This is a genomic window from Pseudomonas arabinosi (genome assembly GCF_047758675.1).
Classification (GTDB): domain Bacteria; phylum Pseudomonadota; class Gammaproteobacteria; order Pseudomonadales; family Pseudomonadaceae; genus Aquipseudomonas; species Aquipseudomonas arabinosi.
This window is the reverse complement of sequence record NZ_CP180480.1, coordinates 6616727-6638607: the sequence shown is the minus strand read 5'-3', so window position 1 is coordinate 6638607 and position 21881 is coordinate 6616727. Positions and strand designations below refer to the sequence as shown.

Genomic DNA, 21881 nt, shown 5'->3' with positions numbered 1-21881 from the left:
CTGACGGCTAACACCTCGGGCGGGGTGATCCTTTGGGAAAACGTGTGTATGATGCGGCAGCCGGGAAATTCCCGGCTTTTTTGCGTCTGCACGTTTGATTGCTGTTTTTTATGCAGGCGTGCGAGTTGAATGACTCGACAGGTTTTTCGAGGAAAGTGGTTGGCGAAGCCGGTTTCAGGCTTTTCGCCACGTTGTTCATGCGCGTGGTTTGTGCGTATGAACCGATCATTTTCTGCTTCACTCAAGGCTCGCCCAAAGGCTTGCCGCCCGGATCATAGGGGAATGGCGTAATGGCAACGGTAGACCGCTGGCTGCTGCCAGATGGCATCGAAGAAGTACTGCCACCAGAAGCGGCGCGCATTGAAGTCGCGCGTCGTCAGGTGTTGGATCTGTTCCAGAGCTGGGGTTACGAGTTTGTCGTGACTCCCCATATCGAGTACCTGGAATCCCTGCTGACCGGCGCGGGCCAGGACCTCGATCTGCGTACCTTCAAGGTCATCGACCCGCAATCGGGCCGGCAGATGGGTTTCCGTGCTGACATCACGCCGCAAGTGGCGCGCATCGATGCGCACACCTTGCGTCGCGAAGGCCCGAGCCGTCTGTGCTATGCCGGTAGCGTGCTGCACGCTCAGCCGCGCGCCTTGTCGTCCTCGCGCAGCCCGATCCAGCTGGGTGCCGAGTTGTACGGCGATGCCAGCCCGAGCAGCGACGTGGAAGTCATCAGCCTGATGTTGGCTATGCTGCAACTGGCCGATGTGCCGGATGTGCACATGGACCTCGGTCATGTGGGTATCTACCGCGGCCTGGCTCGCGCCGCCGGTTTGTCCGGTGAAGTTGAACAACAGTTGTTCGATGCGTTGCAACGTAAGGCCATCGACGAGGTCATTAGCTTGACCGAAGGCTTGCCTGCCGATCTGTCGGGCATGTTGCGGGCGCTGGTCGACCTGTGTGGCGGCCGTGACGTATTGAGCGCTGCCCGCGAGCGTCTGGCGAATGCACCGGCACCGGTTCTGGCAGCCCTGGACGATTTGCTGGCGATTGCCGAGCGTCTGTCCGCGCGTTTCCCTGAGTTGCCGTTGTATTTCGACCTGGGCGAGTTGCGCGGTTACCACTACCACACGGGTGTGGTGTTCGCGGTGTTCGTGCCGGGTGTTGGCCAGTCCATTGCTCAGGGCGGTCGTTACGACGACATCGGTGCCGACTTCGGTCGTGCCCGTCCGGCAACCGGCTTCTCTACCGATTTGAAAACCCTGGTGACCCTGGGGCGTGCTGAGATCGAGTTACCGTCTGGCGGTATCTGGATGCCTGACAGTACGGATGCGGCACTCTGGCAGCAGGTTTGCCAGTTGCGCAGTGAGGGTCAGCGTGTCGTTCAGGCGTTGCCTGGGCAACCTTTGGCCGCCGCCCGTGAAGCGGACTGCGACCGGCAATTGATTCAGCAGAACGGGCTTTGGCAAGTATCGCCACTGGCTTCTTGAGTTTTCCTGTCGGCCGCGGCCGGCACCAAGTTTGCGCGAATGAGGACAAGTGTTATGGGTAAGAATGTCGTAGTCCTGGGCACCCAATGGGGTGATGAGGGCAAAGGCAAGATCGTTGATCTGCTGACCGAACATGCTGCCGCCGTAGTGCGCTACCAGGGTGGCCACAACGCTGGTCACACCCTGGTGATCGATGGCGAAAAAACCGTCTTGCACCTGATCCCGTCGGGCGTGCTGCGCGAAGGCGTGCAGTGCCTGATCGGCAACGGCGTGGTGGTTGCACCGGACGCCTTGCTGCGCGAGATCGTCAAGCTGGAAGAGAAAGGCGTACCGGTGCGTGAGCGCCTGCGTATCAGCCCGTCCTGCCCGCTGATCCTGTCCTTCCACGTTGCGCTGGACCAGGCCCGTGAAAAGGCCCGTGGCGAGCTGAAGATCGGTACGACCGGTCGCGGCATCGGCCCGGCCTACGAAGACAAGGTTGCGCGTCGTGGCCTGCGTGTTGGCGACCTGCTCAATATGCCGCGCTTTGAAGACAAGCTGCGTGAACTGGTGGATTACCACAACTTCATGCTGGTGGGTTATTACAAAGAGCCGGCTATCGAGTTCGAAAAGACCCTGGCTGAGTGCAAGGAATACGCTGAGCTGCTCAAGCCGCTGATGCTGGACGTGACGGCCGAGCTGCACGACCTGCGTCGCGCCGGCAAAGACATCATGTTCGAAGGCGCCCAGGGCTCCCTGCTGGACATCGACCACGGTACCTACCCGTACGTGACCAGCTCTAACACCACCGCTGGCGGCGTTGCTACCGGTTCGGGTGTTGGTCCGATGTTCCTGGACTACATCCTGGGCATCACCAAGGCTTACACCACGCGTGTAGGTTCGGGTCCATTCCCGACTGAACTGTTCGACGAAGTCGGTGCACACCTGGCCAAACAAGGTCACGAGTTCGGCGCAACGACTGGCCGCGCCCGTCGTTGTGGCTGGTTCGACGCCGTTATCCTGCGTCGCGCTATCGATGTGAACAGCATCTCGGGCATCTGCCTGACCAAGCTGGACGTACTCGACGGTCTGGAAACCATCAACATCTGCGTCGGCTACAAAGATGCCGAAGGTAACGATGTTGCCCCGACTGACGCTGACAGCTACGTGGGCCTGCAGCCTGTGTACGAAGAAGTGCCGGGCTGGACCGAGTCGACCGTGGGTGCCAAAACCCTGGAAGAGCTGCCGGCCAACGCACGTGCCTACATCAAACGCGTCGAAACGCTGATCGGTGCGCCGATCGACATTATTTCGACGGGCCCGGACCGCAACGAAACCATCGTTCTGCGTCACCCGTTCGCTTAATAAGTCATTGATGTAAAAAACAAAGGCCCCTTAATCGGGGCCTTTGTCGTTTATGCCTGTTGGACGGCATGACCTTTGCTGTGATCTTCATTAAGCGCGCGTCTTCTGGCGTGCCATCAATTTAATGGCGTTCAGGTCGAGGGATATCAAGTGTCCGCGGTTCTCTCATTGTTACAAAGCCGTCTATTACGGCCCGTGTTCGTTACCCTTGGTATCGCACTGTTGGTGCAGGTGCTGGTGGCTGTCGCCCTGACTCGGAGCACAGTGACCGCACTGGAAGCCGATCTGGGCGTGCGCCTGGGTGCCGACAGTCAAAAACTTTCCGGTGAGTTGGAGCAAGCGGGGCGTGAAGTCACGTCGAGCCTCGACAGCCTCTCCACCAGTACTCGTCAGCGCCTTACGGCGGGCTTGTCCTCGCGATTGAAGGACGAGCAGGCACAGCTGCGTGCGACGCTGGAGAAGGATCTGAAGGACTCCGCCAATGATATGGCGCAGCTTCTGGCTTCGGTCGCACCCCGCGCCATGTGGGACAGCGACGTTCCAACCCTGTCCGAATTCGCCCGCCGGGCTCAGCGTAATCCCAGCGTGCTATTCGTGATCTACGACGACGCTACCGGCCAGCACCTGACGCGTTATCTGAACCGCGAGAACCCAATCAACAAAGCGCTGCTGGAGAAAGGCCAGGGCGAGCGCGCATTGGACAAAGTGCTGGATGCGGCGAAGAGCGATCCATCGGTCTACTACCTCGAAGCCTCAATCAGCCCCAATGGCGTGGAAATCGGCAAGGTCTTGATGGGTGTCTCCACCGCTTCTGTGGAAGTCGATCTGGCAGCCCTCGACAAGCGCTTTTCGGCGCTGATCGCCAGCAGTGATCAACTGGTCGGCGACAGCCTCAAAGGCGCGGCGGCTGATAGTGCGGCAGCGATGGGCGCGCGCCTGAAGTCGGCGCAATCCACGGCTTCAGAGATGCAGGCCAACACCACCAGCACCGTGCAGGAAGCGGCGGGCACCTTGCGCTGGCGCATCGGCATGGGTCTGGCGGTGGTGGGCTTTGGCGTGTTGCTATTGTTGGCCGTGGTGCTGGGTCGTCGTGTAGTCAATCGCCTGAAGCTGTTGATTGCGGCCATGGATGATCTGGCGGCGGGCGAGGGCGATCTGACCAAGCGCGTGCAGATCAACAGCAAGGACGAAATCGGCGACATGGCCTCGGCGGTCAATCGCTTTGTGGATAAGTTGCAGCCGATCGTGCGCGAAGCGGGCGATGTGGCTCAGCGTACCGGCGTGGAAATCGGCGCGATGACCTTGCGCAATGCCGGGGCCGATAAAGCGGCGGGCATGCAGCGCGATGAAGTGGCCGAGAGCCTGCGGGCGTTGTCGCAGATGGCTGACGAAGCCCAGTCTGAAAGTCATGCCATGCAGGCAGCCTTGCAGCAAGTGGTGGATATTCGTTCGGCCACGGATGAAAACACGCGGACCTCGGCGAAAGTCGGCAGCCTGATCGAGGCGTTGGCCGGGCAGGTCGATACCGGGGCGAAAGTCATCGAGCGGCTGGCGCAGCAGAGTGAGCAGATTGAAGTGGTGCTGACGGTGATTCACGGGATCGCCGAGCAAACCAACCTGCTGGCGCTGAACGCGGCCATCGAAGCAGCGCGTGCGGGCGAGACCGGTCGCGGGTTTGCTGTGGTGGCGGACGAAGTGCGGGCACTGGCGAGCAAGACGCAAAGCTCCACCGGCGACATTCAGGCGCACATCGTTGCCTTGCAGCAAGGTGCGCGTGAGGCGGTGGCCGCAATCGGTCAGGCCGGGCGTCAGGCCAGTGAAGGTTTGCTGGTGTTACGTGACAGTGCACGGTTGCAGCAATCGGTGCAGGCGTCGGTCGAGCAAGTGCATGCGGCAATAGGTCTGGCAACGCAGGCAGCGGCGCATCAGGCGCAAGGCGCGCAGGCGGTGCGTGGTCGGGTTGAAACCATTCATGCACAGGCCGAGAAAGCGGCTCAAGCGGTGGTGGAAACCACGGCCAGCGGCAAGGTGCTGGATGGATTGGCGGCGCAGTTGAAGGCGAGCCTGGGGCAGTTCAGGGCTTAAGATTTGTATTGCTGCGTCAGAAGTCATCGTCGGAACGCCGCCCGGAGCAAGCTCGCTCCGGGCGGCGTTCCGACGATGACAATGTCAGCGGCTCAAATACATCCGGGTAGTAAGCAGATAAACCGGCAACCCCGACACCAATATCAACAGCGCCGCATAAGGCGCCGCCGCCGCAAACTCCACATTCGCGGTATGTGCCCAGACTTCCGTCGCCAGCGTATTGAGCCCGGTGGGACTCAGCAGCAGCGTCGCCGTCAGTTCCTTCATCGCATCCAGAAACACCAGCGCAAACGCCGCGCCGAGTGCGGGGAAGATGATCGGCAACGTCACCCGGCAAAACGCGCTGAAGGACGACGCCCCCAGCGTGCGTGCAGCCTCTTCCAGTTGCGGCGCGGCCTTGTTCAGTGCCGTACGAATTGGCGCCTGAGCCAGCGGCAGAAACAACAGCGCATAAGCGATCAGCAACAATGCCGAAGTCTGGTACAGCGCCGGCACATAGTGCAGGGCGAAATACACCAATGTCAGCGCTATCACCAGTCCTGGCAGCGCATGCAGCAGATATGGCAAGCGTTCGGCCCAGATCGCCAATTGGCCTTTGTAGCGCACCACCAACAATCCCACCGGCACTGCCAGCACCAGGCACAGCGCCGCGCCGCCCAGCGACAAAGCCAGGGAGGAGAGCAGCGCCTCGCTGATCGCAGCTACCGGGAACGCAGCCGACGAACCCACTGCCAGCCAGTACGCCAGCATCCCCAGCGGTATACCGCTGCCGATGATCGCCAGCGCCAGGCAATAAAGTTGTCCGGCAGCAGCCCAAGGCCCCAGCCGAACCTGTTCCGCATACCGGGCCGCGCCCTGACCGGTACGCACGTGTCGGCCCTTGCCACGTACGCGCAGTTCCAACCAAAGCAGCATCAGACACAGCGCTAGCAGCACGGCGGAAAGCATCGCTGCATTTGCGTTACTGAATTCCAGTTCGAACTGTTGATAGATCGCGGTGGTAAAGGTTTGCAGGCCGATGATCGACAACGCACCGAACTCCACCAGCATGTGCAGCGCGATCAGCAGCGAACCGGCGAGCAGTGACGGCCAGAGCAGCGGCAGGGTAATTCTGAAAAACACGCCCCAGCGATTCTGCCCCAGTGTGCGGGCGGATTCTTCGAGGGAAGGATCGAGATTGCGCAGTGTCGCCGCGACCGGCAGAAAGATCAGCGGGTACTTGGACAGGGTCATCACCAGGATCGCCCCGCCCAGGCCTTCGAAATGAGCGCTCAGCGAGACCCAGGTAAAGCTGCTGACAAATGCCGGTACCGCGAACGGCAGGCACAGAATCACGCCCCACAAGCGCCGTCCCGGCAAGTTACTGCGCTCAAGCAGCCAAGCCAGCGACAGGCCGATCACGCCACAGGCGAGCGTCACACCGACCATCAGCGCCAGGGTGTTGCGCAGCAGGCCAAACACATAAGGGCGCCACAACAAATGCAGCGCCTCGGCCCAACCGGCCTGCCAGGTTTTGAGTCCTACATACGCCAGCGGCAACAGGCTGAGCACCACCAGCAGCAAAACCGGTAGCAGCAGCCAGATCGATGGCCGCTTGCGCCGTGGCACGTAACCCCCGCTCGAGGCGGGGGCGGATAACGATGCGCTCATCAGTTCAAGCCAACGTCACGTTCCAGGTCCAGGGCTTCTTCGGCATTGCCGAGGTCGGCTGGCGTGACTTTCGGTGCTTCCAGCTCGCTGAACGGCTTGAGCCCGCGATCCGATTCCATGCCTTTGTGCAGCGGGTATTCGGCGGTGGTCTGGGTGATCACGCGCTGACCTTCTTCGCTGGCCATGTAAGCGAGGAATTGCTGGGCTTCTTTTGGATGTTTGCTGGATTTCAGTACGGCCGCACTGGAAACAGTGATCAGCCCGCCGACGTCGCCGCCGGTGAAATAATGCAGTTTCGAATCGAGCTGGCCTTTTTCACGCTGCAAGGCGAACCAGTAATAGTTGTTCACCAGCACGGTAGCGACTTCGCCGTTTTCCACCGCCTTCAGTGCAACCATGTTGTTGCTGTAGGTTTTGCCAAACGCGCGCAGGCCGGTCAGCCATTCTTCGGCAGCGTCCATGCCGTGCACTTTGATGATTGCCACGGCCTGTTCCTGAAAGGCGCCGCTGGTAGGCACGAAGCCAACCTTGCCTTGCCATTTCGGATCGGAGAACTCCATGACCGACTTTGGCAGGTCTTTTTCATCGATCAGTTTCGGGTTGAAGGCGACCACGCGGACCCGTGCGGTGATACCAATCCAGGTGCCGTTGCCGGCGACGTAGTCTTTGGGCAGAACGGCAAGGGTGGCGGCATCAGTCTGCGCCAGCAGGCCTTGTTCGCCGAGTTTGTTCAGTGGTGGCGATTCTTCGGTGTAGATCACGTCGGCAGGGGAGCGATCACCTTCTTCGACGACCTGGCTGGCGAGCTGGTTGCTGCTGCCTTTGCGCACATTGACGTGAATCCCGGTCTTGGCTTCGAAGGCTTTGGCGATAGCGTCGCCGACTTCTTTGTGTTGACCGTTATAGAGTGTCAGGGAAACCGGTTCGGCGGCTTGGGTGAGGGGGGTAGCGAGTGCCAGACCGAGCAGGGTGATGGTCAGGCCGCGGCGCAGGGTATTTCGAAACATCATTCGCAAGGTTCCTCACTGTCGCATTGCAAAAACTTGAAACAATGATAAACGATATTGTTTCTCAAGTGCGCCTTGCGGGGCGAGGATGTCTTTGCTAGAGCGGCTGGCGCACATCCTTTGTGGCGAGGGGATTTATCCCCGTTCGGCTGCGCAGCAGTCGTTAAAACATAGCGCGCGATCTTGGCACATTGCCGGTGCAGGTTTTGGGGCCGCTTCGCAACCCAACGGGGATAAATCCCCTCGCCACAAGAAGACCTTCATTCAGGAGAAATATTGACTTGATTTCAGGAGGCCAGAAACGCAAAAACCCGCTTTCGCGGGTTTCTGTGAAATTCAAGATCGTGACCTTGAATTTGAATTGGTGCCCAGAAGAAGACTCGAACTTCCACGACCTTGCGGTCACCAGCACCTGAAGCTGGCGTGTCTACCAATTTCACCATCTGGGCATTATCTTCAGCGTTGCCGCTGTTGATGTGGCGCACTATACGGAGAGCTTTTTGATCTGTAAACCCCTGATTTAGTTTTAATAAATCAGAGGCTTAGAATGCAAAAACCCCGCTTTCGCGGGTTTTTGTGTGAGCCTTGAAATTGAACTAATCTCAAGCTCGAAATTGGTGCCCAGAAGAAGACTCGAACTTCCACGACCTTGCGGTCACCAGCACCTGAAGCTGGCGTGTCTACCAATTTCACCATCTGGGCATTATCGACAATGCGTCTGCGTCGTCGATGGCGCGCACTATACGGAGCGTCTTTTTAACTGTAAACCCCTGAGGTCGAAAAAACCTGAAAAAATTTACAAGTGGCATTTAATTCAGCTTCGCGATGTCGATAAAGGGCTTTAGATGGGCTGTCATAGCCTGAAATTTCCCGTTTCATTACGCCTATGCCAAACTAACCCGCATATAGACAAGGTGAAAACTCTCTAATGGCCGATTGGCAGTCCCTCGATCCCGAGGCCGCTCGTGAAGCGGAAAAATATGAAAACCCTATTCCTAGCCGCGAACTGATCCTTCAGCACCTTGCTGATCGGGGTTCGCCTGCTAACCGCGAGCAGCTGGTCGAAGAGTTTGGTCTGACCACAGAAGACCAGATCGAAGCCCTGCGCCGCCGCCTGCGCGCCATGGAGCGCGACGCTCAACTCATCTATACCCGTCGCGGCACCTATGCGCCGGTGGACAAGCTCGACCTGATCCTGGGCCGCATCAGCGGTCACCGTGACGGTTTCGGCTTCCTGGTCCCGGACGACGGCAGTGACGACCTGTTCATGAGCCCGGCGCAAATGCGCCTGGTATTCGACGGCGACCGTGCCCTGGCCCGTGTTTCCGGCCTGGACCGTCGCGGTCGCCGCGAAGGCATGATCGTCGAAGTGGTGTCCCGTGCCCACGAGACCATCGTCGGCCGCTACTTCGAAGAAGGCGGTATTGGCTTCGTGGTTGCGGATAATCCGAAGATCCAGCAAGAAGTGCTGGTCACGCCGGGTCGCAACGCCAATGCCAATATCGGTCAGTTCGTCGAAGTGAAGATCACTCACTGGCCGACGCCACGCTTCCAGCCGCAAGGCGACGTGGTTGAAGTCGTGGGTAACTACATGGCGCCGGGCATGGAAATCGACGTCGCCCTGCGCGCGTACGATATCCCGCACGTATGGCCTGAGGCGGTGTTGAAAGAAGCCGCCAAGCTCAAGCCTGAAGTCGAAGAGAAAGACAAAGAGAAGCGCATCGACCTGCGCCATCTGCCGTTCGTGACCATCGACGGTGAAGATGCGCGCGACTTCGATGACGCGGTTTACTGCGAATCCAAGCCAGGCAAGCTGCGCCTGTTCTCCGGTGGCTGGAAGTTGTACGTGGCGATTGCCGACGTCTCCAGCTACGTGAAGATCGGTTCGGCGCTGGACAACGAATCCCAGGTTCGCGGCAACTCGGTGTACTTCCCCGAGCGCGTTGTGCCGATGCTGCCTGAGCAATTGTCCAACGGCCTGTGCTCGCTGAATCCGCACGTCGATCGTTTGGCCATGGTTTGCGAGATGACCATCTCCAAAACCGGCGAGATGACCGACTACTGCTTCTACGAAGCGGTGATCCACTCCCACGCTCGTCTGACTTACAACAAAGTCAGCGCGATGCTGGAAACGCCGAAACTCACCGAAGCACGTCAGCTTCGCGGCGAGTACACCGACGTTCTGCCACACCTCAAGCAGCTTTACGCACTGTACAAAGTGCTGCTGGGCGCTCGTCACGTGCGTGGCGCGATCGATTTCGAAACCCAGGAAACCCGGATCATCTTCGGCACCGAGCGCAAGATTGCCGAAATCCGTCCGACCGTTCGTAACGACGCGCACAAACTGATCGAGGAATGCATGCTGGCGGCCAACGTGGCCACTGCTGAATTCCTGAAGAAACACGAAATCCCTGCGCTGTATCGCGTGCACAATGGTCCGCCACCGGAGCGTCTGGAAAAACTGCGCGCCTTCCTTGGCGAGCTTGGCCTGTCCCTGCACAAAGGCAAGGACGGCCCGTCGCCGAAGGATTACCAGGCCTTGCTGGCGAGCATCAAGGACCGTCCGGATTTCCACCTGATCCAGACCGTCATGCTGCGTTCGTTGAGCCAAGCGGTGTATAGCGCCGATAACCAGGGCCACTTCGGCCTGAATTACGAAGCCTATACCCACTTCACCTCGCCGATCCGCCGCTACCCGGACTTGCTTACGCACCGGGCGATCCGCAGCGTGATCCATTCGAAAATGGACACCCCGCACGTTCGCCGTGCTGGCGCGATGACCATTCCGAAAGCGCGCATCTATCCGTACGACGAGGCGATCCTGGAGCAGCTCGGCGAGCAGTGCTCGATGAGCGAGCGCCGTGCCGACGAAGCGACCCGCGACGTCGTGAACTGGCTCAAGTGCGAGTTCATGAAAGACCGTGTGGGCGAGTCGTTCCCGGGTGTGATCACTGCCGTGACCGGTTTTGGTCTGTTCGTCGAGCTGACCGATATCTACGTCGAAGGCCTGGTGCACGTCACCGCGCTGCCGGGCGATTACTACCACTTCGATCCTGTGCACCACCGCCTGGCCGGTGAGCGTACCGGTCGCAGCTTCCGTCTTGGCGATACCGTTGAAGTGCGGGTCATGCGCGTCGACCTCGACGAACGCAAGATCGACTTCGAGATGGCTGAAAAGACCATCAGCGCGCCGATTGGCCGCAAGAAGCGTGGGGCTGAAACCGCTGCGCCAGCTGCCAAAACGGCTGCAGAGCCGGCTCCGGCGAAAACCGGTCGTCGTCCTGCCAAGGAAAAAGCCGTAGAAGCCTATCGCCCGAGCGATGCCGCGGCGAAAAATGCTGAATTGCGCAAAAGCCGCGAAATGAAGCAGGCGTTGCTGTCTGAAGCGAAAAGCGGCGGTAAAGCGGCGTCTGGGGGAAAGACCGGACGGTCGGCGCCTGACAAGGCTCCCGGCGGCAAGCCAGCCAAACCGAGTAAACACCGTAAAGGCCCGCCAAAAGCGGGTTCTGCTCCAGCCGCCAAAAGCGGCGGGGCGCGTAAACCGAAGGTCAAGTCATGAGTCTGGAAAAGATCTACGGCGTGCATGCTGTAGAAGCGTTGCTGCGTCACCACCCAAAACGCGTCAAGCAGATCTGGCTGGCCGAAGGCCGCAGTGATCCGCGGGTTCAGACGCTGATCGAACTGGCTAATGAAAATCGCGTGGCCGTCGGCAACGCCGAGCGCCGTGAGCTGGATGCCTGGGTTGAAGGCGTGCACCAGGGCGTGGTGGCGGACGTGAGTCCGAGCCAGGTCTGGGGTGAGGCGATGCTCGACGAGCTTCTCGATCGCACCGAAGGTGCACCGCTGTTGTTGGTGCTCGACGGCGTGACCGATCCGCACAACCTTGGTGCTTGCTTGCGTTCGGCCGATGCGGCCGGCGCATTGGCGGTGATCGTTCCGAAGGACAAGTCAGCCACGCTGACCCCAACGGTACGAAAAGTCGCCTGTGGCGCGGCGGAAGTGATTCCGTTGGTCGCCGTGACCAACCTGGCGCGCACCCTGGAAAAACTCAAGCAGCGCGGGCTGTGGGTCGTGGGTACGGCAGGTGAGGCTGAGGTCAATATTTATGACCAGGACATGACCGGGCCGACCATCCTGATCATGGGCGCCGAAGGCAGCGGCATGCGCCGCCTGACTCGCGATCTTTGCGACTACCTGGTGCACCTGCCGATGGCCGGTAGCGTCAGCAGCCTCAACGTGTCCGTCGCCACCGGCGTTTGCCTGTTCGAAGCTCAGCGCCAGCGCAGTGTCAAGGCTGCCGGGACCGGCAAAAAGTCCTGATCCAGTAGTAATCCCTGTGGGAGCGAGCCTGCTCGCGATAGCGGAGTAACATTCAGCATCAATGTTGAATGTTGTATCCACATCGCGAGCAAGCTCGCTCCCACAGTAGTTTGTGATGAGGCAAAATTTGGCGTGTGAACGAACTGTTCAAATAATCACCAATTGCCTTGCACCTCTTCTTTCCCTTCTCTACAATTGCGCCCCTTGCTGTGACGGCAGGCACGCATGTGTCTATCGCAAGCAAGTCCATAAGTGTCATTCACTCCTTGTCTGACCGCTTTTGAGCGGCAGGCTACAACCCGTAAGGAGCATTCATGCGTCATTACGAAATCATCTTTTTGGTCCACCCGGATCAAAGCGAGCAAGTCGGCGGCATGGTAGAGCGTTACACCAAGCTGATCGAAGAAGACGGCGGCAAAATCCACCGTCTGGAAGATTGGGGCCGTCGTCAACTGGCCTACGCAATCAACAATGTTCACAAGGCTCACTACGTGATGCTGAACGTTGAATGCACTGGCAAGGCCCTGGCCGAGCTGGAAGACAACTTCCGCTACAACGATGCAGTGATCCGTAACCTGGTCATCCGTCGCGAAGAAGCCGTTACCGGCCAATCCGAGATGCTCAAGGCTGAAGAAAACCGCAGTGAGCGCCGTGAGCGTCGCGACCGTCCTGAGCACGAAGGCGCTGAAAGCGCTGATAGTGATGACAGCGACAACAGCGATAACGCTGACGAGTAATCCACGGACCTTTTGAGGAGCCTATTACATGGCACGTTTCTTCCGTCGTCGTAAATTCTGCCGCTTCACCGCTGAAGACGTGAAAGAGATCGATTACAAAGATCTCAACACTCTGAAAGCTTATGTATCCGAGACCGGCAAAATCGTTCCAAGCCGCATCACCGGTACCAAAGCACGTTATCAGCGTCAGCTGGCCACCGCTATCAAGCGCGCCCGCTTCCTGGCCCTGCTGGCCTACACCGACAGCCACGGCCGCTGAGACCGGGCAGTCGACACGTAGCAAAGGATTGAAAGCATGCGTGCCATAGCTGAGTTCATCATGCGCGGCCGTATGCAGGCCACTCTCGTAGTGGCCGGATGCGCAACATTGCCGCTGTTGTATTGGTTGGGTGCTGCCGCTGGTTGCCTTGTGCTCCTGCGGCGCGGATTGAAGGACGCCCTGGGCGTTCTTGCTCTGGGACTGCTGCCGGCGTTGATCTGGTGGCTTTACTCCGATGACCCACGGGCACTTCTGGTGCTGCTGGGGTCTTGGAGCCTTGCGTTGGTTTTACGCGCAAGCGAATCCTGGAACCGCGTGCTGCTGGTCAGCATAGCGATGGGAGTGGTGTTTTCAGTGGTGCTGGGGACGGTTTTTGGTCCCCAAATCGAGATGCTGGCGCAGGCTTTGATAAAAGTCATGCCGTCGCTACTCGGTGATGTCTACCAGAAGTTGTCGGTAGACGAGCAAGCGCATTTTGCGTCCCTGATCGCACCGGTCCTGACCGGCCTGATTGCGGCCTTGTTGCAAATCGTCAGTGTGCTGAGCCTGCTTGTCGGGCGCTACTGGCAGGCGTTGTTGTACAACCCGGGTGGTTTTGGTCGCGAGTTTCGCGCCATCCGATTCCCGCTGGGGCTGGCGATGTTACTGCTGGCGTTCATGCTTCTGGGGCCGAATATCGGTCCGCAGATGGCCATGTTGACGCCGTTGTGCAGTGTACCGCTGGTGTTCGCCGGGCTGGCCCTGATTCATGGGCTGGTGGCGCAAAAGCGACTGGCCAGATTCTGGCTGGTGGGGTTGTACGTCACGCTGTTGCTGTTCATGCAGCTGATCTATCCGTTGCTGGTGGTCTTGGCCATCGTCGACAGCCTGATTGATTTTCGCGGTCGTTCGACGCCGAAAGACGTCGATAGCGCGAACGGTGAAGGTTAAAAGTTAAGAGGATTTTCACATGCAACTGATCCTTCTGGAAAAAGTCACCAACCTGGGCAACCTGGGTGACAAAGTGAACGTTAAGGCTGGTTACGGTCGTAACTACCTGCTGCCTTACGGCAAAGCTACCGCTGCGACCGCTGCCAACCTGGCTGCGTTCGAAGAGCGTCGCGCTGAGCTGGAAAAAGCCGCAGCAGACCGTAAAACTTCGGCTGAAAGCCGTGCCGCCCAACTGGCTGAGCTGGAAGTGACTATCACTGCCACCGCTGGTGACGAAGGCAAGCTGTTCGGTTCGATCGGCACCCACGACATCGCTGATGCACTGACCGCCTCTGGCGTTGAAGTTGCAAAAAGCGAAGTTCGTCTGCCGAACGGCACTATCCGCAACGTAGGCGAATTCGACGTAGCCGTGCACCTGCACGCCGAAGTTGAAGCCACCGTACGCGTTGTCGTGGTAGCAGCTTAAGCAGCACTTGTCGGCTGGCACCCTCGGGTGCTTGCCGGTAACATCGGGCACGATCCTGTTTACAGGTCGTGCCCTTTGTCTTTCTGCAGTTCCTGATTTTCACACACTCAATTCAAGTGGCCATGAACGATATCTCCGCTCCCGAGCAATACGATCTGCAAACCGCTGCCCTGAAGGTGCCGCCGCATTCCATCGAGGCCGAACAGGCTGTGCTCGGTGGTTTGATGCTGGACAACAACGCCTGGGAACGCGTGCTTGATCAGGTGTCGGACGGCGATTTCTATCGACATGACCACCGCCTGATCTTCCGTGCGATCGCCAAGCTCGCCGACCAGAACTCGCCGATCGACGTCGTGACCCTTGCCGAGCAATTGGACAAGGAAGGTCAGACTTCGCAAGTCGGCGGCCTCGGATACCTTGGCGAACTGGCAAAAAACACGCCGTCCGTCGCCAATATCAAGGCCTATGCACAGATCGTTCGTGCGCGGGCGACCTTGCGCCAACTGATCGGCATCGCCACCGAGATCGCTGACAGCGCCTTCAATCCGGAAGGTCGCTCCGCGGAAGAGATCCTCGACGAAGCTGAACGGCAGATTTTCCAGATCGCCGAGGCCCGGCCAAAAACCGGCGGCCCGGTGAGCGTGAATGACCTGTTGACCAAGGCCATCGACCGTATCGATACCTTGTTCAACACTGACAACGCCATTACCGGCCTGTCCACCGGTTACACCGATCTCGACGGTATGACCAGCGGCCTGCAACCGTCTGACCTGATCATCGTCGCCGGCCGTCCATCCATGGGTAAAACCACCTTTGCGATGAACCTGGTGGAAAACGCCGTGCTGCGCAGCGACAAGTGCGTATTGGTCTACTCGCTGGAGATGCCAGGCGAATCGCTGATCATGCGTATGTTGTCGTCCCTCGGCCGGATCGATCAGACCAAGGTTCGTGCCGGTCGCCTGGAAGACGACGATTGGCCGCGCCTGACATCGGCGGTCAACTTGCTCAACGATCGCAAGCTGTTCATTGACGATACGGCCGGTATCAGCCCCTCGGAGATGCGTGCGCGGACCCGACGCCTGGTGCGTGAGCACGGCGATGTCGCCCTGATCATGATCGACTACCTGCAGCTGATGCAGATTCCGGGTTCGGGCGGCGACAACCGGACCAACGAGATTTCTGAGATCTCCCGTTCCTTGAAGGCCCTGGCCAAGGAATTCAACTGCCCGGTGGTGGCGTTGTCCCAGCTCAACCGCTCCCTGGAGCAGCGACCGAACAAACGCCCGATCAACTCCGACCTTCGGGAATCTGGAGCGATCGAGCAGGATGCCGACGTGATCATGTTCGTGTACCGGGACGAGGTGTATCACCCGGAAACCGAACACAAAGGCATCGCCGAGATCATCATCGGCAAGCAGCGGAACGGCCCGATCGGTACGTCACGTCTGGCGTTCATCGGTAAGTACACCCGCTTCGAAAACCTGGCGCCGGGCAGCTATAACTTCGACGACGAGTAACAATCTGTGTGGGAGCGAGCTTGCTCGCGATGGCGGTGTGTCAGTCGACATCAATGTTGACGGATGTACCGCTTTCGCGAGCAAGCCCGCTCCCACATGGGTTACACGTAATTTCCGACCATAGCCGTCGGAATTGGTTATTTTTTGTGCTATATTCCGCGCCCGCGATTTTTCATCTCAACACCGGTCATCGTCATGCAAACAGCCAAGCCGTTATTTGACTATCCCAAGTACTGGGCCGAATGTTTCGGTCCAGCGCCATTCCTGCCGATGAGCAGGGAGGAGATGGATCAGCTTGGCTGGGATTCATGCGACATCATTATCGTCACCGGTGATGCGTACGTTGACCATCCGTCGTTCGGCATGGCAATCATCGGCCGGCTGCTGGAGTCGCAAGGCTTCCGCGTCGGGATCATTGCCCAGCCAAACTGGCAGTCCAAAGACGACTTCATGAAGCTCGGCGAGCCGAACCTGTTCTTCGGCGTCGCGGCCGGCAACATGGACTCGATGATCAACCGCTACACCGCCGACAAAAAAATCCGCTCCGATGACGCCTACACCCCTGGCGGCATGGCGGGTAAACGTCCGGACCGCGCGAGCCTGGTTTACAGCCAGCGTTGCAAGGAAGCCTACAAGAACGTGCCGATCGTTCTTGGTGGTATTGAAGCGTCCCTGCGCCGCATCGCCCACTACGATTACTGGCAGGACCGGGTTCGCAACTCGATCCTGATCGACGCCTGCGCCGACATCCTGCTCTACGGCAACGCCGAGCGTGCGATCGTCGAAGTCGCCCAGCGTCTGTCCTACGGTCACAAGATCGAAGACATCACCGATGTTCGCGGTACCGCGTTCATTCGTCGCGACACGCCGAAAGACTGGTATGAAGTCGATTCCACGCGCATCGACCGTCCGGGCAAGATCGACAAGATCATTAACCCGTACGTAAACACCCAGGACACCCAAGCCTGCGCCATCGAGCAGGAAAAAGGTCCGCTTGAAGACCCGAGCGAAGCCAAGGTCGTGCAGATCCTGGCCAGTCCGAAGATGACTCGCGACAAGACCGTGATTCGTCTGCCGTCGGTTGAGAAAGTCCGCGGTGATGCGGTTCTTTATGCTCACGCCAACCGTGTGCTTCACCTGGAAACCAACCCGGGCAACGCCCGTGCGCTGGTGCAGAAGCACGGCGAAGTCGATGTCTGGTTCAACCCGCCTCCGATTCCGATGACTACCGAAGAAATGGACTACGTGTTCGGCATGCCCTATGCGCGCATTCCGCACCCGGCGTACGGCAAGGAAAAAATCCCTGCCTACGACATGATCCGCTTCTCGGTGAACATCATGCGTGGCTGCTTCGGCGGCTGCACCTTCTGTTCGATCACCGAGCACGAAGGCCGGATCATCCAGAACCGCTCCGAAGAGTCGATCATTCGCGAAATCGAAGAGATCCGCGACAAGGTTCCAGGCTTTACCGGCGTCATTTCCGACCTCGGTGGCCCGACCGCGAACATGTACCGCATCGCCTGCAAGACCCCGGAAATCGAATCCGCGTGCCGCAAGCCTTCGTGCGTGTTCCCGGGCATTTGCCCGAACCTGAACACCGATCACTCGTCGCTGATTCAGCTGTACCGCAGCGCCCGTGCCTTGCCGGGTGTGAAGAAGATCCTGATCGCTTCCGGTCTGCGCTACGACCTCGCGGTCGAGTCGCCGGAATACGTCAAAGAGCTGGTGACCCACCACGTCGGTGGTTACCTGAAGATCGCCCCGGAACACACCGAGGAAGGTCCGCTCAATCAGATGATGAAACCGGGCATCGGCAGCTATGACAAGTTCAAGCGCATGTTCGAGAAGTACTCCAAGGAAGCCGGGAAAGAGCAGTACCTGATTCCGTACTTCATCGCCGCTCACCCGGGCACCACCGACGAAGACATGATGAACCTGGCCCTGTGGCTCAAGGGCAACGGCTTCCGTGCCGACCAGGTGCAAGCGTTCTACCCGTCACCGATGGCCACCGCCACCGCGATGTACCACTCGGGCAAGAACCCGCTGCGTAAGGTCACTTACAAGAGCGACGCCGTGACCATCGTCAAGAGCGAAGAGCAGCGTCGTCTGCACAAGGCGTTCCTGCGTTATCACGACCCGAAAGGCTGGCCGATGCTGCGTGAAGCGCTGACCCGCATGGGCCGCGCCGACCTGATCGGGCCGGGCAAGACCCAGTTGATCCCGCTGCACCAGCCGGCGACCGACAGCTACCAGAGCGCTCGTCGCAAGAACTCGACACCGTCCGGCAGCCACAAGGTCGCGGGTGAGAAGACCACCAAGATCCTGACCCAGCACACGGGCTTGCCACCGCGCGCCAGTGATGGCGGCAATCCGTGGGACAAGCGTGAACAGGCCAAGGCTGCGGCGTTCGCCCGCAATCAGCAGGCGGCCAAGGATCGCAAGGACGCGGCTAAAGGCAAAGGGCCCAAGCCTACGCGTAAGCCGGTTGTACCGCGCTAAACGTTGACCGCTGATAACAGAACGCCAACCTTCGGGTTGGCGTTTTGCGTTTCTGGCAGAGCAAAAACCTGTGTCAATGCCAGAAAGTAGGTTGCAGCAACTGGCCTCTTCGTCGGAACCGCCGCCGCAAAACCCGGCTGACGGCTCCCGGTCGCAACATTTCCGTGCAACTGCCTCAAACCAATTTCCCGCATCGCCCGATTTTGGTGCTGTACTGCCTCAAGCAACCGAAGAAAGCGCCAGCGCTGCTGGATGGCATAAGTCTTGCGCGCTTTCGATAACGCTTAAGGCTCGCAGGAGGCACGCCGTGTCGATTCATGTCGCATTGCACCACGTCACGCATTACCGCTACGACCGCGCCGTCGAGCTCGGTCCGCAGATCGTTCGCCTGCGCCCGGCTGCCCACAGTCGCACGCGGATACTGTCCTACGCGCTGAAAGTCTCGCCCGAGCAGCACTTCATCAACTGGCAGCAGGACCCCCAGGGCAATTACCTGGCTCGGTTGGTGTTCCCGGAGAAAACCGATGAACTGCGGATCGAAGTCGATCTGCTGGCGGAGATGGCGGTCTTCAACCCGTTCGACTTCTTTCTTGAGCCTTACGCGGAAAAGATTCCGTTCACCTACGCCGCAGATGAGCGCAAGGAGCTGGCGCCGTACCTGGAAACCTTGCCCCTGACACCGAAGTTCAAGGCCTATCTGGACGGCATTGACCGCACGCCACTGCCCAGTGTGGATTTCCTCGTCGCACTCAATCAGCGCCTGAGTGAAGACATTGGCTACCTGATTCGCATGGAGCCGGGCGTGCAAACGCCCGAACACACCTTGGAGCATGCCTCCGGTTCCTGTCGTGACTCTGCGTGGTTGCTGGTGCAGCTGTTGCGCAACCTCGGTCTGGCGGCGCGTTTCGTCTCCGGCTACCTGATTCAACTGACCGCCGACGTCAAAAGCCTTGATGGCCCGTCGGGCACTGACGTGGACTTCACCGACCTGCACGCCTGGTGCGAGGTCTATTTGCCCGGTGCCGGCTGGATCGGCCTGGACGCGACGTCAGGGCTGTTTGCCGGTGAAGGACACATTCCGTTGGCCTGTAGTCCCGATCCGGGCTCTGCGGCACCGATCAGTGGCTTGGTTGAACCGTGCGAGTGCGAATTCACCCACGAAATGTCGGTGGAGCGGATTTGGGAAGCACCGCGGGTAACGAAGCCCTACACCGAAGACCAGTGGCTGGCGATCCAGGCGTTGGGTCGGCAGATCGATGCCGACCTGCTCGAGGGTGACGTACGCCTGACCATGGGCGGCGAACCGACGTTTGTTTCCATCGACGATCCGGACGGCGCCGAGTGGAACACGGCGGCACTTGGGCCAGACAAGCGGCGCCTATCCGCCGAACTGTTCCAGCGCATGCGCAAGCACTACGCACCCGATGGTCTGGTGCATTTCGGTCAGGGCAAGTGGTACCCCGGCGAGCAATTGCCGCGCTGGTCGCTGAACTGCTATTGGCGCCGCGACGATGTGCCGATCTGGCACAACAGCGCGCTGATTGCCGATGAGCAGCAAGACTACGGTGCCAATGGCGAGCTGGCCGGTCGTTTTCTGGCCAGCGTCGCCGAACGCCTGAAAATTCCGACACGCTTTGTATTTCCCGCCTACGAAGACAATTTCTATTACCTCTGGCGCGAAGGCACGTTGCCGCAGAACGTCAGCGCCGAAGACTCACGTCTTGAAGAACCTCTGGAGCGTGCGCGCCTGCGTAAAGTCTTCAGCCAGGGGCTGGACAAGGTTATCGGTCAGGTCCTGCCGCTGGCGCGCACCGCCAAGGGTGATCAGTGGCAAAGCGGCCGCTGGTATCTGCGCGATGAGCATTGTCGATTGGTGCCAGGGGATTCGCCGCTGGGCTATCGCTTGCCGCTCGGCTCGCAGCCTTGGGTGAAAGCGGCGGAGTACCCGTTCATTCATCCTGTGGACCCGAATCAGGATTTCCCTGCGCTGCCCGACACTGCACAACTTCAGAGCCAAGGCGAGCCTGCGGTTGCTGATGAACGCACGCCGAAGATCGACGAATCCGCCGACTGGTTGACCCGCACGGCGTTCTGCGCCGAAGCGCGAGAAGGGCGGTTGTACCTGTTCATGCCGCCGCTGGAACGGGTCGAGGATTATCTGGAACTGGTCAGTGCCATCGAAGCCACCGCCGAGGAATTGCATTGCCCGGTGTTGCTGGAAGGCTATGAGCCGCCGAGCGATCCGCGGCTGAGCAACTTCCGCATCACGCCCGATCCGGGGGTGATCGAGGTCAACGTGCAGCCGTCTGCCACGTGGGATGAATTGGTCGAGCGCACCGAATTTCTTTACGAAGAGGCACGCCAGACCCGACTGACCACCGAGAAATTCATGATCGATGGCCGGCACACCGGCACCGGCGGCGGTAACCATTTCGTACTGGGTGGCGCGACACCGGCTGACTCACCGTTTCTCCGGCGCCCCGATCTGCTGCGCAGCCTGATCAGCTACTGGCATAACCACCCGTCCTTGTCCTACCTGTTTTCCGGATTGTTCATCGGCCCGACGTCTCAGGCGCCACGGGTTGATGAGGCGCGTAATGATGCGTTGTATGAACTGGAAATCGCCTTCGCCCAGATGCCTGAGCCGGGCGAGGAGTGCGCGCCGTGGCTGGTGGATCGGCTGCTGCGCAACCTGCTGATCGACGTGACCGGCAACACTCATCGTGCCGAGTTTTGCATCGACAAACTGTATTCCCCGGACGGCGCTACCGGTCGCCTTGGATTGCTCGAGTTGCGCGCCTTTGAAATGCCACCTCATGCGCGCATGAGCCTGGCGCAGCAATTGTTGCTGCGGGCGCTGGTCGCTCGGTTCTGGCGTGAGCCTTATGCGCCGCCGAAACTGGCACGCTGGGGCACTGAGCTGCACGATCGTTTCCTGTTGCCGCACTTTATCGAACAGGACTTCGCCGACGTCATCGTCGACCTCAATGCCGCCGGTTATCCCGTGCGTGCGGAGTGGTTCGCAGCGCATCTGGAATTCCGGTTTCCCAAGGTCGGCGATTACGCCGTCAGCGGGATCGAACTGGAGTTGCGTCAGGCGCTGGAGCCCTGGCATGTGCTGGGCGAGGAAGGCGCAGTCGGCGGTACGGTGCGTTATGTGGATTCGTCGCTGGAACGCTTGCAGGTCAAACTCACGGGCTTGGCGCCGCAGCGTTATCTTCTGACCTGCAATGGCATCCCGGTGCCATTGCAACCCACCGGACGGGTCGGCGAATTTGTGGCCGGTGTGCGCTTCCGCGCCTGGCAACCGGCCAACTGCCTGCAGCCGACCATCCCGGTCCACGCGCCGTTGGTGTTCGACTTGCTCGACACCTGGATGCAGCGTTCGCTGGGTGGCTGTCAGTACCACGTCGCCCATCCGGGCGGGCGCAACTACGACAGCTTGCCGGTGAACGCCAATGAGGCGGAGAGCCGGCGAATGGCGCGGTTCTTCCGCATCGGACACAGCCCAGGGAAACTTCCTATACCGAATGTGGAAGTGAACGACGAGCTACCGATGACTCTCGATTTACGACGCTTCTAAACCGTA

14 protein-coding genes and 2 tRNA genes are annotated in these 21881 nt (G+C 59.6%); 12 read left to right on the top strand and 4 right to left on the bottom strand.

Annotated features, from left to right (window positions below):
- Positions 1 to 290 precede the first annotated feature (290 nt).
- The 3 genes from ACMXYJ_RS30815 (at position 291) to ACMXYJ_RS30805 (ending at position 4907) form a co-directional block, all read left to right on the top strand.
- On the top strand, positions 291 to 1478 hold the full coding sequence (locus tag ACMXYJ_RS30815) for an ATP phosphoribosyltransferase regulatory subunit (RefSeq protein ID WP_415758158.1): 1188 nt from the start codon (positions 291 to 293) through the stop codon (positions 1476 to 1478).
- A 54-nt stretch (positions 1479 to 1532) separates the two neighbouring features.
- Positions 1533 to 2822 carry an adenylosuccinate synthase gene (locus ACMXYJ_RS30810; RefSeq protein WP_415758157.1) on the top strand — a complete coding sequence of 430 codons (1290 nt, stop codon included), beginning with the start codon at positions 1533 to 1535 and terminating at the stop codon, positions 2820 to 2822.
- 150 nt (positions 2823 to 2972) lie between these two features.
- Positions 2973 to 4907, top strand: a complete 1935-nt coding sequence (locus ACMXYJ_RS30805; RefSeq protein ID WP_415758156.1) for a methyl-accepting chemotaxis protein — start codon at positions 2973 to 2975, stop codon at positions 4905 to 4907.
- An 84-nt stretch (positions 4908 to 4991) separates the two neighbouring features.
- On the opposite strand, the gene ACMXYJ_RS30800 is transcribed toward ACMXYJ_RS30805, so the two are convergent.
- The 4 genes from ACMXYJ_RS30800 to ACMXYJ_RS30785 form a co-directional block, all read right to left on the bottom strand.
- The gene (locus ACMXYJ_RS30800; protein ID WP_415758155.1) at positions 4992 to 6557 is read right to left on the bottom strand and encodes an ABC transporter permease; all 1566 of its coding nucleotides are present in this window, start codon (positions 6555 to 6557) and stop codon (positions 4992 to 4994) included.
- Positions 6557 to 7567 carry an extracellular solute-binding protein gene (locus ACMXYJ_RS30795; protein WP_415758154.1) on the bottom strand — a complete coding sequence of 337 codons (1011 nt, stop codon included), beginning with the start codon at positions 7565 to 7567 and terminating at the stop codon, positions 6557 to 6559. The genes ACMXYJ_RS30800 and ACMXYJ_RS30795 overlap by 1 nt, the downstream gene beginning before the upstream one ends.
- A gap of 359 nt (positions 7568 to 7926) precedes the next feature.
- Positions 7927 to 8013 (bottom strand) — tRNA-Leu (locus ACMXYJ_RS30790).
- Between the two features lie 166 nt (positions 8014 to 8179).
- A tRNA-Leu gene (locus tag ACMXYJ_RS30785) sits at positions 8180 to 8266 on the bottom strand.
- A 226-nt stretch (positions 8267 to 8492) separates the two neighbouring features.
- Between ACMXYJ_RS30785 and rnr the strand changes: the two genes are divergently transcribed.
- From rnr to ACMXYJ_RS30740, 9 genes are all read left to right on the top strand, one after another.
- Positions 8493 to 11123, top strand: coding sequence for a ribonuclease R (rnr, locus tag ACMXYJ_RS30780; protein WP_415758153.1), 2631 nt, complete (start codon positions 8493 to 8495; stop codon positions 11121 to 11123).
- Positions 11120 to 11884: a 23S rRNA (guanosine(2251)-2'-O)-methyltransferase RlmB gene (gene rlmB / locus ACMXYJ_RS30775; protein WP_415758152.1), complete on the top strand. Its 765-nt coding sequence runs from the start codon at positions 11120 to 11122 to the stop codon at positions 11882 to 11884. The genes rnr and rlmB overlap by 4 nt, the downstream gene beginning before the upstream one ends.
- 314 nt (positions 11885 to 12198) lie before the next feature.
- Complete coding sequence (gene rpsF / locus ACMXYJ_RS30770; protein WP_003217491.1) at positions 12199 to 12621, top strand: 30S ribosomal protein S6; 423 nt, start codon at positions 12199 to 12201, stop codon at positions 12619 to 12621.
- 28 nt (positions 12622 to 12649) lie between these two features.
- Entirely contained in the window at positions 12650 to 12880 is a 231-nt protein-coding gene (rpsR, locus tag ACMXYJ_RS30765; RefSeq protein WP_002551829.1) for a 30S ribosomal protein S18, read from the top strand.
- 36 nt (positions 12881 to 12916) lie between these two features.
- Positions 12917 to 13810 (top strand): hypothetical protein, encoded by an 894-nt coding sequence (locus ACMXYJ_RS30760; RefSeq protein WP_046044821.1) that lies wholly within the window; start codon positions 12917 to 12919, stop codon positions 13808 to 13810.
- Positions 13811 to 13829: 19 nt separating this feature from the next.
- Positions 13830 to 14276: a 50S ribosomal protein L9 gene (gene rplI / locus ACMXYJ_RS30755; RefSeq protein WP_003197251.1), complete on the top strand. Its 447-nt coding sequence runs from the start codon at positions 13830 to 13832 to the stop codon at positions 14274 to 14276.
- Between the two features lie 122 nt (positions 14277 to 14398).
- On the top strand, positions 14399 to 15793 hold the full coding sequence (dnaB, locus tag ACMXYJ_RS30750; RefSeq protein WP_008157008.1) for a replicative DNA helicase: 1395 nt from the start codon (positions 14399 to 14401) through the stop codon (positions 15791 to 15793).
- A 195-nt stretch (positions 15794 to 15988) separates the two neighbouring features.
- Positions 15989 to 18292 carry a YgiQ family radical SAM protein gene (locus ACMXYJ_RS30745; protein ID WP_415758151.1) on the top strand — a complete coding sequence of 768 codons (2304 nt, stop codon included), beginning with the start codon at positions 15989 to 15991 and terminating at the stop codon, positions 18290 to 18292.
- Positions 18293 to 18599: 307 nt separating this feature from the next.
- Complete coding sequence (locus ACMXYJ_RS30740) at positions 18600 to 21875, top strand: DUF2126 domain-containing protein (protein ID WP_415758150.1); 3276 nt, start codon at positions 18600 to 18602, stop codon at positions 21873 to 21875.
- Positions 21876 to 21881: the final 6 nt, after the last annotated feature.

Excerpts from the sequence above, each read along its gene's own strand:
- ACMXYJ_RS30815 (WP_415758158.1), top strand. The coding sequence starts at position 291 with ATGGCAACGGTAGACCGCTGGCTGCTGCCAGATGGCATCGAAGAAGTA.
- ACMXYJ_RS30810 (WP_415758157.1), top strand. The coding sequence starts at position 1,533 with ATGGGTAAGAATGTCGTAGTCCTGGGCACCCAATGGGGTGATGAGGGC.
- ACMXYJ_RS30800 (WP_415758155.1), bottom strand. The coding sequence starts at position 6,557 with ATGAGCGCATCGTTATCCGCCCCCGCCTCGAGCGGGGGTTACGTGCCA.
- ACMXYJ_RS30795 (WP_415758154.1), bottom strand. The coding sequence starts at position 7,567 with ATGATGTTTCGAAATACCCTGCGCCGCGGCCTGACCATCACCCTGCTC.
- rnr (WP_415758153.1), top strand. The coding sequence starts at position 8,493 with ATGGCCGATTGGCAGTCCCTCGATCCCGAGGCCGCTCGTGAAGCGGAA.
- rlmB (WP_415758152.1), top strand. The coding sequence starts at position 11,120 with ATGAGTCTGGAAAAGATCTACGGCGTGCATGCTGTAGAAGCGTTGCTG.
- rpsF (WP_003217491.1), top strand. The coding sequence starts at position 12,199 with ATGCGTCATTACGAAATCATCTTTTTGGTCCACCCGGATCAAAGCGAG.
- rpsR (WP_002551829.1), top strand. The coding sequence starts at position 12,650 with ATGGCACGTTTCTTCCGTCGTCGTAAATTCTGCCGCTTCACCGCTGAA.
- ACMXYJ_RS30760 (WP_046044821.1), top strand. The coding sequence starts at position 12,917 with ATGCGTGCCATAGCTGAGTTCATCATGCGCGGCCGTATGCAGGCCACT.
- rplI (WP_003197251.1), top strand. The coding sequence starts at position 13,830 with ATGCAACTGATCCTTCTGGAAAAAGTCACCAACCTGGGCAACCTGGGT.
- dnaB (WP_008157008.1), top strand. The coding sequence starts at position 14,399 with ATGAACGATATCTCCGCTCCCGAGCAATACGATCTGCAAACCGCTGCC.
- ACMXYJ_RS30745 (WP_415758151.1), top strand. The coding sequence starts at position 15,989 with ATGCAAACAGCCAAGCCGTTATTTGACTATCCCAAGTACTGGGCCGAA.